At 63.9% G+C, this 13,868-nt stretch carries 12 protein-coding genes; 5 read left to right on the top strand and 7 right to left on the bottom strand.

Annotation, left to right across the window (positions count from 1 at the left end):
* Positions 1 to 9 precede the first annotated feature (9 nt).
* Positions 10 to 1,011, top strand: a complete 1,002-nt coding sequence (locus PotMrB4_RS11535; protein WP_172433320.1) for a glutathione S-transferase family protein — start codon at positions 10 to 12, stop codon at positions 1,009 to 1,011.
* On the opposite strand, the gene cysG is transcribed toward PotMrB4_RS11535, so the two are convergent.
* From cysG to ftsK, 6 genes are all read right to left on the bottom strand, one after another.
* The gene (gene cysG, locus PotMrB4_RS11530) at positions 999 to 2,390 is read right to left on the bottom strand and encodes a siroheme synthase CysG (protein ID WP_172433319.1); all 1,392 of its coding nucleotides are present in this window, start codon (positions 2,388 to 2,390) and stop codon (positions 999 to 1,001) included. The genes PotMrB4_RS11535 and cysG overlap by 13 nt on opposite strands.
* Positions 2,391 to 2,488: 98 nt before the next feature.
* Positions 2,489 to 3,769 (bottom strand): serine--tRNA ligase, encoded by a 1,281-nt coding sequence (gene serS / locus PotMrB4_RS11525; RefSeq protein WP_172433318.1) that lies wholly within the window; start codon positions 3,767 to 3,769, stop codon positions 2,489 to 2,491.
* A gap of 16 nt (positions 3,770 to 3,785) precedes the next feature.
* Positions 3,786 to 4,166 carry a fluoride efflux transporter CrcB gene (gene crcB, locus PotMrB4_RS11520; protein WP_044406340.1) on the bottom strand — a complete coding sequence of 127 codons (381 nt, stop codon included), beginning with the start codon at positions 4,164 to 4,166 and terminating at the stop codon, positions 3,786 to 3,788.
* The gene (locus PotMrB4_RS11515) at positions 4,163 to 5,485 is read right to left on the bottom strand and encodes a replication-associated recombination protein A (RefSeq protein WP_172433317.1); all 1,323 of its coding nucleotides are present in this window, start codon (positions 5,483 to 5,485) and stop codon (positions 4,163 to 4,165) included. Before PotMrB4_RS11515 ends, crcB begins: the two co-directional genes overlap by 4 nt.
* A gap of 18 nt (positions 5,486 to 5,503) precedes the next feature.
* A complete protein-coding gene (gene lolA, locus PotMrB4_RS11510) occupies positions 5,504 to 6,130 on the bottom strand; it encodes an outer membrane lipoprotein chaperone LolA (protein WP_074972582.1) in 627 nt (208 codons plus the stop codon).
* Positions 6,131 to 6,159: 29 nt separating this feature from the next.
* On the bottom strand, positions 6,160 to 8,589 hold the full coding sequence (ftsK, locus tag PotMrB4_RS11505; protein WP_139233688.1) for a DNA translocase FtsK: 2,430 nt from the start codon (positions 8,587 to 8,589) through the stop codon (positions 6,160 to 6,162).
* A 200-nt stretch (positions 8,590 to 8,789) separates the two neighbouring features.
* Here ftsK and trxB point away from each other — a divergent pair, with 200 nt between their 5' ends.
* The 4 genes from trxB to infA all read left to right on the top strand — a co-directional run bounded on the left by trxB (position 8,790) and on the right by infA (position 11,542).
* Positions 8,790 to 9,743, top strand: coding sequence for a thioredoxin-disulfide reductase (gene trxB / locus PotMrB4_RS11500; RefSeq protein WP_172433316.1), 954 nt, complete (start codon positions 8,790 to 8,792; stop codon positions 9,741 to 9,743).
* Positions 9,744 to 9,779: 36 nt separating this feature from the next.
* On the top strand, positions 9,780 to 10,463 hold the full coding sequence (gene aat, locus PotMrB4_RS11495; RefSeq protein ID WP_172435074.1) for a leucyl/phenylalanyl-tRNA--protein transferase: 684 nt from the start codon (positions 9,780 to 9,782) through the stop codon (positions 10,461 to 10,463).
* A gap of 53 nt (positions 10,464 to 10,516) precedes the next feature.
* The gene (locus tag PotMrB4_RS11490) at positions 10,517 to 11,224 is read left to right on the top strand and encodes an arginyltransferase (RefSeq protein ID WP_044406323.1); all 708 of its coding nucleotides are present in this window, start codon (positions 10,517 to 10,519) and stop codon (positions 11,222 to 11,224) included.
* 99 nt (positions 11,225 to 11,323) lie between these two features.
* A complete protein-coding gene (gene infA / locus PotMrB4_RS11485) occupies positions 11,324 to 11,542 on the top strand; it encodes a translation initiation factor IF-1 (protein WP_002553999.1) in 219 nt (72 codons plus the stop codon).
* A gap of 53 nt (positions 11,543 to 11,595) precedes the next feature.
* Here the strand turns inward: infA and clpA are convergent, their stop codons facing one another.
* Positions 11,596 to 13,866, bottom strand: coding sequence for an ATP-dependent Clp protease ATP-binding subunit ClpA (gene clpA / locus PotMrB4_RS11480; RefSeq protein WP_172433315.1), 2,271 nt, complete (start codon positions 13,864 to 13,866; stop codon positions 11,596 to 11,598).
* Between the last annotated feature and the right edge of the window lie 2 nt (positions 13,867 to 13,868).

The following is a 13,868-nucleotide window of genomic DNA, read 5'->3' as shown; positions in this document are numbered from 1 at the left end:
GTCAGGACAATGGGATTGCTGGTCGACGGCACATGGCACGACACTTGGTACGACACGTCCGGCGATGGGCGCTTCACGCGCGAGGACGCCCGGCGCCGCAACTGGATCACCCGTGACGGCGGGCCAGGCCCGAGTGGTGTCGGCGGCTTCAAGGCAGAGGCCGGGCGCTATCACCTCTACGTATCCCTGGCGTGCCCCTGGGCTCACCGCACCCTGATCGTGCGTCGCCTGAAAGGGCTGGAATCGCTGGTCGGTGTTTCAGTGGTGAGCTGGCTGATGCGGGAAAACGGGTGGACCTTCGACCGGGCACAGGGCTCAACCGGCGACGTGCTCCACGGCCTGGATTTCCTGCACCAGCTCTATACCCGGGAAGACCCGACCTACAGCGGCCGGGTGACCGTGCCGGTACTCTGGGACACACAGCAGCAGCGGATCGTCAGCAACGAGTCATCCGAGATCATCCGGATGTTCAACAGCGCCTTCGATGAGCTGACCGGCAACACGCTCGATCTCTACCCTGCCCCGCTGCGGGCCGATATCGACGCCTGGAACGAGCGCATCTACCCGGCGGTGAACAACGGTGTCTACCGGGCCGGCTTCGCCACCACCCAGGCGGCCTATGAAGAGGCGGTGACCACGCTGTTCGGGGAGCTGGATGCCCTGGAGGCGCGACTGGCTGAGTCCCGCTACCTGGCGGGCCAGCACCTCTCCGAGGCCGATTGGCGGCTGTTCACCACCCTGATCCGCTTCGACGCGGTCTACCACGGGCACTTCAAGTGCAACCTCAAGCGCCTGGCGGACTATCCCAATCTCTCAGGCTGGTTGCGGGAGCTGTACCAGTGGCCCGGGATTGCGGAGACGGTGGACCTCACCCATATCAAGGGCCACTACTACGCCAGCCACCGGACCATCAACCCCACCGGGATCATCCCCCTCGGCCCCGAACTCGACCTGCTGAGCGCCCACGCTCGCGATCACCTGCCGGGGCGCGGCATTGCTCAGTCCGCCTGAGCGCCTTCGAACCAGGCGAGCTGGTCACGCAGTTTGACCACCTCGCCGACGATCACCAGCGTCGGCGCATGGACTTCGTGCTCTGCAACCAGCTGCGGCAGGTTGCCCAGGGTACCGGTAAACACCCGCTGGTTGCGGGTGGTGCCTTGCTGCACAAGCGCCGCCGGCGTATCCGCTGAGCGGCCATGGCGCACCAACTGCTCGCAAATGATCGGCAGCCCCACCAAGCCCATGTAGAACACCAGCGTCTGGCCGGGCGAAGTCAGGTCAGCCCAGGGCAGGTCGCTGCTGCCGTCCTTCAGGTGCCCGGTGACGAAGCGCACCGACTGCGCATGGTCGCGGTGGGTCAGCGGGATGCCGGCATAAGCGGCGCAACCGGAGGCAGCGGTGATGCCCGGCACCACCTGGAAGGGGATGCCATGGGCGGCCAGTTCGCCGATCTCCTCGCCACCCCGGCCGAAGATGAACGGGTCGCCACCTTTCAGCCGCAGCACCCGCTTGCCCTGCTTGGCCAGGTCGATGAGCAGGCGATTGATCTGCTCCTGGGGGACGGCATGGTCCGCGCGGCGCTTGCCCACATAGATCCGCTCGGCGTCACGCCGGCACATCTCGATGATGGGCTCGGCCACCAGGCGGTCGTAGAGCACCACATCCGCCTGTTGCATCAGCCGCAGGGCGCGGAAGGTGAGCAGGTCCGGGTCGCCCGGGCCAGCCCCCACCAGGTACACCTCACCCAGAGGCTTGGGCGCACCACCCGCGACCCGCTCGGCGAGCATTCGCTCGGCTTCGGCGGGCCGCCCCGAGAGCACGCGTTCGGCGATCGCCCCTTGGAAGACGTCCTCCCAGAACACCCGGCGCTGCTGCACGTCGGGGAACAGTTGCTTGACCTGCTGGCGGAAGCGCTTGGCCAGACCGGCCAACTGGCCATAGGCGGAGGGGATCCAGGTCTCGATCTTGGCGCGGATCAGCCGGGCCAGGACAGGCGCATCCCCCGCACTGGACACCGCGACGATCAACGGCGAGCGGTCGACGATGGCAGGGAAGATGACGCTGCACAGGGCCGGCGCATCCACCACGTTGACCGGCACGCCGCGCGCCTGGGCATCGCGGGAAATCTGCGCGTTGAGCGGCTCGTCATCGGTGGCGGCAATGACCAGCACGGCCCCCTCCAGGTCACCCGAGGCATACCCACGGCGATGCACCAACCCCTGGGACTGCTCGACCAATGCCACCAGTTGGCTGTCGATCTCCGGCGCCACAACCCGCAGGCAGGCGCCGGCGTCTGCCAGCAGGCGCGCCTTGCGCAGGGCGATCTCTCCGCCCCCGACGACAAGCACATGACGACCCTGGAGGTTATGGAACAGCGGTAGGAAATCCATGGAAAAGCCCTGGGTGAATCGGGAAGAAACAGCCCGCGTCGGCAGAGGCCGAGACGCGGGCTGGACAGGCTGGCAGGCGCCGGTGCGGGCGCAGGCAATCAGCCGATGATGTCGATGCCGCCCATATAGGGCTTGAGCACCTCGGGCACGCGAATGCTGCCGTCCGCCTGCTGGTAGTTCTCCAGCACCGCCACCAGGGTCCGGCCTACGGCCAGGCCGGAGCCGTTGAGGGTGTGGACCAGCTCCGGCTTGCCGGTTTCCGGGTTGCGGTAGCGCGCCTGCATGCGGCGGGCCTGGAAGTCACCGCAGTTGGAGCAGGAGGAAATCTCGCGGTACTTGTCCTGGCTCGGTACCCAGACTTCGAGGTCGTAGGTCTTGGTGGCGGAGAAGCCCATGTCACCGGTGCACAGGGCGAGCACGCGGTACGGCAGCTCCAGCAACTGCAACACGCGCTCGGCGTTGCCAGTCATGGATTCCAGGGCTTCGAAGGACTTGGACGGCTCGACGACCTGCACCATCTCGACCTTGTCGAACTGGTGCTGGCGGATCATGCCGCGGGTGTCACGGCCGGATGCACCCGCCTCGCTGCGGAAGCACGGGGTGTGGGCGACGAACTTCAGCGGCAGTTGCTTGGCGTCGAGAATCTCGCCCGCCACGATGTTGGTCAGGGACACTTCGGCGGTGGGGATAAGGTAGAAGTCGGCCTCGTTCTCGCGGCTGATCTTGAACAGGTCTTCCTCGAACTTCGGCAGCTGGCCGGTACCCTGCAGCGCGGGCGCCTGGACCAGGTAGGGGGTGTAGGCCTCTTCGTAGCCATGATCGCCGGTGTGCAGGTTGATCATGAACTGAGCCAGGGCACGGTGCAGACGGGCGATAGGGCCGCGCAGCAGGGCGAAGCGGGCACCGGAGAGCTTGGCGGCGGTTTCGAAGTCCAGCCAGCCATGCTGCTCGCCCAGGGCGACGTGGTCCTTGATCTCGAAATCGAAGTTGCGCGGGGTGCCCCAGCGACGAACCTCGACGTTGCCCTCTTCATCCGCGCCCACCGGAACGGACTCGTGGGGGATGTTGGGGATGGTCAGCAGCAGGCCATCCAGCTCAGCCTGGATGCGGTCAAGTTCACGCTTGCCCTCTTCCAGCTCACCACCCATGCGGTCCACATCGGCCAGCAGCGGTGCAATGTCCTCACCGCGCTGCTTGGCCTGGCCGATGGACTTGGAGCGGGCATTACGCTCGGCCTGCAACTGCTCGGTGCGGGTCTGCACGGCCTTGCGCTGGTTTTCCAGGGATTCGAGGCGCGCCACGTCCAGTTGGAAGCCACGGGCGGCGAGGCGCTGGGCCACGTCCTGGGTCTGGGTGCGTACCAGTTTGGAGTCGAGCATGTGAGGTTCCCGTCTATCAGAATTTGGTCAAAGTCAGGCCTGCCCAGGTCGCAAGCAGACCACCCAGCACGCTGATTGCCGCATAGCCGAGGGCCAGGGGAACCTGGCCGCTCTCCAGCAGGCGCAACGTGTCGAGGGAAAACGAAGAAAACGTCGTCAGGCCGCCGAGAAATCCGACGATCAAGCCTGCACGAAGCTCGATCGGCACCTCCGGCCGCTGCAGGAACAGGCCATAAAGGAAGCCGATGAGCAGGCAGCCGACGATATTGACGGCAAGAGTACCGAGGTAGAAGTGCCGAGGCCAGTGCGCCGAGACCCAGTTGGCCGTGGCGAAGCGCAGCAGGGTGCCGGCAACGCCGCCCAGGGAGACGGAGAGCAGCAAGGGCAGCGGCGTCATGGACGCCTCCTCCTCGGGCTACGGGCATCGAGCGTGGCGAGGTGCTCGAGCTTGTCGCGGATCTTGAGTTCCAGGCCTCGGGGCACCGGCTCGTAGTAACGACGCGGCTCGAGGTCTTCGGGGAAGTAGTCCTCCCCGGCGGCATAGGCATCGGGCTCGTCGTGGGCGTAGCGGTATTCGTCCCCGTAGCCGAGCTGCTTCATCAGCTTGGTCGGCGCGTTGCGCAGGTGCAGCGGCACCTCGCGGGAGCCGTTCTCGGCCACGTCGCGCATGGCGGCCTTGAAAGCCGTGTAGACCGCGTTGCTCTTGGGCGCGCAGGCCAGGTAGACGATGGCCTGGGCCACGGCCAGCTCGCCCTCGGGGCTGCCGAGGCGCTCCTGCACATCCCAGGCGGCGAGGCACAGGCTGAGCGCCCGTGGATCGGCGTTACCAATGTCTTCGCTGGCCATGCGTACCACGCGACGGGCGATGTAGAGCGGATCGCAACCGCCATCGATCATCCGCGCGTACCAATAGAGCGCGCCGTCGGGACTGGAGCCGCGCACGGACTTGTGCAAGGCGGAAATCTGGTCGTAGAAGGCCTCGCCCCCCTTGTCGAATCGCCGGCGGCTGTCACCCAGCAGGTTCTGCAGCAGTTCGGGAGCGATCTCGCTGCCATCTTCGGCGAGGTCAGCGGCGTTCTCCAGCAGGTTGAGCAACCGGCGACCGTCGCCATCCGCCGCTGCGACGAGAATGGAGAAGGCTTCATCCGAGAGGCTCAGCTTGCGCTTGCCCAGCCCCTTCTCCTCATTGAGCGCCCGCCCGACGAGGCGGCGCATCGCCGGCTCGTCGAGGCTCTTGAGCACATAGACCCGAGCACGGGACAGCAGCGCATTGTTCAGCTCGAAGGAGGGGTTCTCGGTGGTCGCGCCGATGAAGATCAGCGTGCCGTCTTCCACGTAGGGGAGGAAGGCATCCTGCTGGGACTTGTTGAAACGGTGCACTTCATCGACGAAGAGGATGGTGCGCCGACCGTACTGGGCGGCCTGCTGGCGGGCCATCTCGACGGACTGGCGAATCTCCTTCACGCCGGAGAGCACGGCGGAGATGGTCTCGAAATGCGCATCGCTGACCTGGGCCAGGAGCTTGGCCAGGGTGGTCTTGCCCACCCCGGGCGGCCCCCAGAAGATCATCGAGTGAAGCGCGCCCTGCTCCAGGGCCTCCCGCAGGGGCTTGCCCGGCGCCAGGAGGTGCTCCTGCCCGACGTACTCGTCCAGCGTGGTGGCGCGCAGACGCGCGGCCAGTGGCTGGGCGAGGGGTTCGTTGCGGAACAGGTCCATGGGACGCGGTGGGCTCCGTTATTCCTGGATGACGTCGGCGCCTTCGGGGATCTTGAAGTCGAACTGCGCGGCATCGAGTTTCTGGTTCATCTTCACCCCGAGGAACAGGATGTTGGTGCGCTGGCCGACGCTGTCGATCAGTTGCATGTCGTTGATCACGCCATTGCGGAAGGACAGGCGCAGGGTGTCGAACAGGGTGTCCTTGGCCTTGGGCTTGAGGATGAAGTCGACCACGTCACCGCCTTCCTTGTGGGTGATCTCGAAGTTCTCGCTGATCTTCGAAACGTCACCGGACAGCAGCAGGGCCGGGGTGTGGGTCAGGCGCTGGTCCAGGGTCTGGATGGTGACCTGCTGCAGGTCCGGGTCATACAGCCAGACCTTCTCGCCATTGGAGACGAGCAGCTGCTCCATGGGCTCGTCGGTGTGCCAGCGGAACAGACCGGGACGCTTGAGCGCCAGCTCGCCGGAGGTTTCCTGCAGTTGGGTGCCGGAGCCGTCCAGGGTCAGCTGGGAAAAGCGGCCGGTGATGGTCTGGGCCTTGTTGAGCATTTCGGTCAGGCGGGAAATGGCCACCTGGTCGTCTGCCTGCACCTGGGAGGCGACAAAGCCGAGGGCAGCGACGAGCAGCATGCGGATCAGGCGCATGGGAATCCTCTTGAGTGAACCGTTCAGGGTTAATCGCGGATCGGCGCGGGAGCGACCACGTCGCGCGAGCCGTTGGAGTTCATCGGAGTGACCACACCGGCCATCTCCATGGCTTCGATCATCCGGGCAGCGCGGTTGTAGCCGATCTTCAGCTTGCGCTGGACTGCCGAGATGGAGGCACGACGGCTTTCGGTGACGAAACGTACGGCCTCGTCATACAGCGGGTCATCTTCGCTGCCCTCGCTACCACCCTCACCACCTTCGAAGCTCCCGGAGGCACCACCGCCCTCCTCCACGCCGGCGAGGATGTCTTCGATGTAGTCGGGTGCGCCACGCAACTTCCAGGCTTCCACCACACGGTGCACTTCGTCGTCGGAGACGAAGGCGCCATGGACACGGATCGGCAGGCCGGTGCCCGGCGGCAGGTAGAGCATGTCGCCGTGACCCAGCAGCTGCTCGGCGCCGCCCTGGTCGAGGATGGTGCGGGAGTCGATCTTGCTGGAGACCTGGAACGCCATGCGGGTGGGGATGTTCGCCTTGATCAGGCCGGTGATCACATCCACCGACGGACGCTGGGTGGCAAGGATCAGGTGGATGCCCGCTGCCCGCGCCTTCTGGGCGATACGGGCGATGAGTTCTTCGACCTTCTTGCCGACGATCATCATCATGTCGGCGAATTCGTCGACGACCACGACGATGGTGGGCAACTGTTTCAGCAGGGGTGCTTCATCTTCCATGCTCTCGCGACGATAAAGCGGGTCGGGCAGCGGCGTGCCAGCCTCTTCGGCGTCCTTCACCTTGCGGTTGAAGCCCGCCAGGTTACGTACCCCCATCGCGGCCATCAGCTTGTAGCGGCGCTCCATCTCGGCGACGCTCCAGCGCAGGGCGTTGGCCGCTTCCTTCATGTCCGTCACCACAGGACAGAGCAGATGCGGGATGCCTTCATAGATGGAGAGCTCGAGCATCTTGGGGTCGATCATGATCATCCGCGCCTGCTCTGGCGTGGACTTGAAGAGGATCGACAGGATCATGGCGTTCACGCCCACCGACTTACCGGAGCCGGTGGTACCGGCCACCAGAAGGTGAGGCATCTTGGCGAGGTCGGCGATGACCGGCCGACCGCCGATGTCGTGCCCCAGGGCCAGCGTGACCGGCGATTTGGCGTCGTCGTATTCCGTGGACGACAGCACTTCGGAGAAGCGCACGATCTGCCGGTCTTCGTTGGGGATCTCGATACCGACGGTGGTCTTGCCGGGAATGACCTCGACCACGCGCACGCTGATGACCGCCAGAGAACGGGCCAGGTCCTTCGCCAGGTTGGAGATGCGGCTGACCTTGACGCCAGCCGCCGGCTGGATTTCGAAGCGGGTGATCACCGGGCCCGGGTGGACGGACTCCACCATGACCTCGACGCCGAACTCCTTCAGCTTGATCTCCAGCAGGCGCGACATGGCCTCGAGCGACTCCGGCGAGAAGCTCTTCTGCTTCTTCTCGGCCGCGTCCAGCAGGGATATGGGCGGCAAGGTTCCTTCCACTGCACTGTCGATGAACAGCGGGACCTGCTTCTCCTTCTGGACGCGCTTGCTGGGCTCGGCAGGCTTGGGTGGCGGCGGCGGCGCAATGGTGGGCGCCGGACGGCTTTCCCGCTCGGTCATGTGCTTGGCAAGGGATTCCTCGCGCTCGATCAGGCGCTCCTTGACCTTGGCCTGCTCGCGGGTGTCCTTGACGACCGGGGCTGCCACCTCGGTGACGCGGTCATCGACCTCGCGGAGCTTGGCAACCAGCTGCTTGCGCTCCATGCGGGCGTTCCACCAACGGGTGATCAGGCTCTGGATCAGCTCCACCAGATCGAGGGTGATCTTGCCGGTCAGGTCCATCACCTTGAACCAGGACAGGTCGGTGAACACGGTGAGGCCAAACAGAAACAGGGCAAAGAACAGCAGCGTACTGCCCTGCACGTTCAACGCATTGACCGAGAGATGGGCGAGGCTCTCGCCCAACGCGCCACCGGCAGAAGCCGGCATGCCGACGCTGTCCTGGAAGTGGATATCAGCCAGCGCAGCACCGGCCAGTACCAGAAAGACCAGACCAATCAACCGCCAGGAGAACAACCAGCCGCTCCAGTCGATGGGCTGGTGACGGTGGCGGAAGACCTGCAGCGTCTTGATTCCCAGCAGCAACGGGAAGACATAGGCGAAATAGCCCAGCGCCATGAACAGGATGTCGGCGGACCAGGCGCCCAGGCGGCCAGCGGCATTCTGGACCTGCTCGACGTTACTGGTGTGGGTCCAGCCCGGGTCGGTGGAGTCGTAGGTGAGCAGCGCCATCCAGAGATAAAGGCACAAGGCGCCCAGCGCAATCAGCGCTCCCTCTTTCAAGCGGGAGTGCAATTGCTGTCGCCAGACTGGAATCTGGGCAGAGGGGGTGGAATTCTTCAAACGCCTGGTTTCCTGCGCCATTGGCGCGTCCAAGATTCGATCAGGGGCGAAAAAGACGCCCATTGTACGGGTTTAACGCTCGGACGCCACAGCGCACACGGCGCTGCGGGTGCGTTTTGCTGACGCTTCCTGCTTCGGTGTAGCATAGCCCGCAGCGTCTTGCGCAGTGCTCAATTGGAGCACGCATTCTCTTTTGTGACAAAGACTTATGAGGCCTTTTTATGAGCGACGTCAAGCATTCACGCCTGATTATCCTGGGCTCCGGCCCAGCCGGTTATACCGCTGCCGTGTATGCTGCACGCGCCAATCTCAAGCCCATCGTCATCACCGGCATCCAGCCTGGCGGGCAACTGACCACCACCACTGAGGTGGACAACTGGCCCGGCGATGTCGAGGGACTTACCGGCCCGGCGCTGATGGAGCGCATGCAGAAGCATGCCGAGCGCTTCGACACCGAGATCCTCTACGACCACATCCACACCGCCGAGTTGCAGCAACGCCCCTTCATCCTCAAGGGCGACAGCGGCACCTACAGCTGTGACGCGCTGATCATCGCCACGGGCGCCTCCGCCCAGTACCTTGGCCTTCCGTCCGAGGAGGCATTTGCCGGCAAGGGCGTTTCGGCCTGCGCTACCTGCGACGGCTTCTTCTATCGCAACCAGGTTGTCTGCGTGGTGGGCGGCGGAAACACCGCCGTCGAAGAGGCGCTCTATCTGTCCAACATCGCCAAGGAAGTGCACCTGATTCACCGCCGCGACAAGCTGCGCTCGGAGAAGATCCTGCAGGACAAGCTCTTCGAGAAGGCAGCCAACGGCAACGTCCGCCTGCACTGGAACCAGACCCTGGACGAGGTGCTGGGCGACAAAACCGGTGTCACCGGCGTACGCCTGAAGAGCACCGAGGACGGTTCCACCCAGGAGCTGCAGCTGGCAGGCGTGTTCATCGCCATCGGCCACAAACCGAATACCGACCTTTTCCAGGACCAACTGGAAATGCGCGACGGCTACCTGGTGATCCGTGGTGGCTCAGAGGGCAATGCCACGGCGACCAGCATCGAGGGCGTCTTTGCCGCCGGCGACGTAGCCGATCACGTCTATCGCCAGGCAATCACCTCGGCAGGCGCAGGCTGCATGGCGGCCCTGGACGCCGAGAAGTTCCTCGACGACAGCCACTGACGATGAGGTCGGGCGGCCATGCCGCCCTCCCCTTCCATGCTGACCTGGCTGAATCGCGAAACCTACAACTTCCCTCCCCTGGAGCGCGCACTCCGTGAGCCCAACGGCCTGCTCGCAGCAGGCGGCGACCTGAGCGCGGAGCGCCTCCTCGCCGCCTATCGCCACGGTTGCTTCCCCTGGTTTCAGGAGGGGCAGCCGCCACTCTGGTGGTCACCCGACCCACGCACCGTCCTATCCCCCCACGAAGTCCACGTATCACGCAGCCTGGCAAAAATCCTTCGCCAGAGCAGGTTCGAGGTGAGCTTCGACACGGACTTCGCAGCCGTGATCCAGGGTTGCGCAGGCCCTCGCAGCTATGCAGACGGAACCTGGATCACCGACGCCATGCAGCAGGCCTATATCGAGCTGCACCAGAGGGGCTTCGCGCACTCGGTGGAAGTCAGGCTGAACGGTGAACTGGTGGGCGGCCTCTATGGCCTGGCCATCGGCAAGCTGTTCTTTGGCGAATCCATGTTCAGCCGGGCAGACAATGCTTCGAAGGTCGGCTTCGCCACGCTGGCCACCCACCTCGTCAAGTGGGGATTCGTATTGATCGACTGCCAGATGCCCACCTCGCACCTCCAGAGCCTGGGCGCCTACGCCATCCCCCGCAGCGAGTACGCCCGCTACCTCCAGCTGTATCTGGACCAGCCGAACACCGCCGACTGGACCGTCGCCTAGGCGAGTCGCCAACCCTGACATACACTTGCGGAAGGCTTTTCCGAGGTTCCGCCATGACCGAGCTGGCCCGCTTGAAGTTCTATGCCACTCAGCCACACCCATGCAGCTATCTGCCCGGGGAACAGGCCACTACGCTGTTCCTCGACCCCAGCCAGCCCATGGACGTGGACGTCTATGCCGAGCTCTCGGAAATGGGTTTCCGCCGTAGCGGAGATCACCTGTACCGCCCCCACTGCCAACGCTGCACCGCCTGCGTTCCTGCCCGAATCCCCGCCGCACCGTTCAGCCCCGACCGCCAACAGCGCCGCATCCTCAAGCGGAACGCGGATATCGAAGTACGCGGAGTGAAACCCTCCTTCACCGAGGAGTACTACGCGCTCTACGTGCGCTACATCGAGGAACGCCATGCCGACGGCGACATGTACCCTCCGAGCCGCGACCAGTTCTCGACCTTCCTGGTCCGCGATCTTTCGTTCTGCCGCTTCTTCGAGTTCCGCCTGCAAGGACGCCTGGTCGCAGTAGCCGTTACCGACGTCCTGCCGAACGGTCTTTCCGCCGTCTACACCTTCTACGACCCTTCGGAAGAACGGCGCAGCCTGGGCCGCTTCGCGATTCTCTGGCAGATCGGCGAAACCCTGCGCCTGGGCCTTGAAGCCGTCTACCTCGGGTACTGGATCAAGAACTGCCGCAAGATGAATTACAAGACCCAGTACCGTCCAATCGAGCTCTTCGTGAACCAGCGCTGGGTCACTCTGACCTGAAGCCCTTGGCGAGCGGTGGCATTTTCGGGCACAATGCACGCCGTTTTTGCCAGGCGCCGATTGCACCCGGCCATTCTTTGATACCGAGGGCTCTACTGCATGTCGAAAGAAGACAGCTTCGAAATGGAAGGCACTGTCGTCGACACCCTACCCAACACCATGTTCCGCGTGGAGTTGGAAAACGGGCACGTCGTCACCGCGCACATTTCCGGCAAGATGCGCAAGAACTACATCCGCATCCTGACCGGTGACAAAGTTCGCGTCGAGCTGACTCCCTATGATCTGAGCAAAGGCCGCATCACCTACCGCGCCCGCTGATCGGATCTATAAAAAAGCCCGGCAATCGCCGGGCTTTTTCGTTTGCCTGACTATCAAGCCATCTCGGCCGTCGTCTCGAACTCGAAGGCCAGCTCGTCCCCCTTCACATCGACGTGCACCACGCCGCCGTGATCGGCCAACTCACCAAACAGGATCTCCTCCGCCAACGGACGCTTGATCTTGTCCTGGATCAGGCGAGCCATGGGGCGGGCCCCCATCTGTACGTCGTATCCGCGCTCACCCAGCCATTCCCGCGCCTCGTCACTGACAACCAGCTGGACATGCTTGTCCTCCAGCTGGGCCTGCAATTCGGTGAGGAACTTGTCGACCACGCTCTTGATGGTCTCCATCGACAGACGACCAAACTGGATGATGGTGTCCAGGCGATTGCGGAACTCGGGCGTGAAGCTCTTCTTGATCACTTCCATCGCATCGGACGAGTGGTCCTGCTGGGTGAAACCGATGGACGCTCGCGCAGCAGTCTCGGCGCCAGCGTTGGTGGTCATGATCACGATCACGTTGCGGAAGTCAGCCTTGCGCCCGTTGTTGTCGGTGAGGGTGCCGTGGTCCATGACCTGCAGCAGCAGGTTGAAGACCTCGGAATGCGCCTTCTCGATCTCATCCAGCAAGAGCACGCAATGCGGCATCTTGGTGATGGCCTCGGTCAGCAACCCACCCTGATCGAACCCGACGTAGCCGGGAGGCGCACCAATGAGGCGCGATACGGTGTGCCGCTCCATGTACTCGGACATGTCGAAGCGCACGAGCTCGATCCCCAGCGCTTTCGCCAGCTGCCGCGCAACCTCGGTCTTGCCCACGCCGGTAGGGCCGGCGAACAGGAAGGAACCGACCGGCTTGTCCGGGGACTTCAGACCGGCACGGGAGAGCTTGATGGCCGTCGACAGCGAATCGATGGCAGCATCCTGACCGAAGACGGTGAGCTTGAGGTCACGTTCGAGATTGCGCAGCAGCTCCTTGTCGGAACTGGTGACGTGCTTGGGCGGAATACGCGCGATCTTCGCGACGATATCTTCCACCTGAGCCACCTCGATCCGAGCCACGCGCTTCTCTTCCGGCTGCAGGCGCTGATAGGCGCCCGCCTCATCGATCACATCGATGGCCTTGTCAGGCATGTGGCGATCGTTGATGTAGCGAGCCGCCAGCTCTGCTGCAGCACGCAGCGCTTCATCGCTGTACTCGATGTGGTGGTGCTGCTCGAAGCGCGGCTTGAGCCCTTTCAGGATGCCGATGGTGTCCTCGACGGAGGGCTCGACCACATCCACCTTCTGGAAGCGCCGCGCCAATGCCCGATCCTTCTCGAAAATGCCGCGGAACTCCTGGAAAGTCGTCGAGCCAATGCAACGGATTTCACCCGAGGACAGAAGCGGCTTGAGAAGGTTGGATGCATCCATCACCCCTCCGGATGCCGCACCCGCACCAATGATGGTGTGAATCTCATCGATGAACAGGATGGCATGGGGGCGCTTGCGCAACTCGTTCAGCAGAGCCTTGAAACGCTTCTCGAAGTCGCCACGATATTTCGTCCCGGCCAACAACGCACCGAGATCCAGGGAGTAGACGACACTGTCGGCCAGCAACTCCGGCACCTGGTTGTCCACGATGCGCTTGGCCAGCCCCTCGGCGATGGCGGTCTTGCCAACGCCAGCCTCACCGACCAGCAACGGATTGTTCTTGCGACGACGCGCCAGGATCTGCGCTACACGCTCAACCTCATTCTCGCGCCCCACAAGCGGGTCGATGCGTCCTTGCCGAGCAAGCTCGTTCAGGTTGCTGACATAGGCATCGAGCGGATGGCCTGCCGAAGAAGACTCGCCGCCCTCCTCATCCTGCATTTCCTGCTCGCTTTCGTGCTGCTCGCCATGACCCGGAACCTTGGAGATGCCATGGGCGATGTAGTTGACCACATCGATACGGGCGACACTCTGTTGCTTGAGCAGGAAGACGGCCTGGCTCTCCTGCTCGCTGAAGATGGCCACCAAAACGTTGGCCCCGGTGACTTCACGCTTGCCGGAGCTCTGAACGTGGAAGACTGCACGCTGCAGGACGCGCTGGAAGCCGAGCGTCGGCTGGGTTTCACGATCCTCGTCGTGCTGAGGGATCAGCGGCGTGGTGGAGTCGATGAACTCCTGAAGGTCACGCCGGAGCTTATCCAGGTTGGCGCCACAGGCGCGGAGGACGGCGGAAGCAGCATCATTGTCCAACAGGGCCAGCAGCAGGTGCTCGACCGTCATGAACTCATGACGTTTTGCGCGTGCTTCCTTGAAGGCAAGATTGAGGGTGACTTCGAGCTCGCGGTTCAACATAG

It is taken from the genome of Metapseudomonas otitidis (assembly GCF_011397855.1).
Lineage (GTDB): Bacteria > Pseudomonadota > Gammaproteobacteria > Pseudomonadales > Pseudomonadaceae > Metapseudomonas > Metapseudomonas otitidis.
The sequence above is the reverse complement of the archived record's forward strand: the minus strand, read 5'-3'. Positions and strand labels throughout refer to the sequence as shown.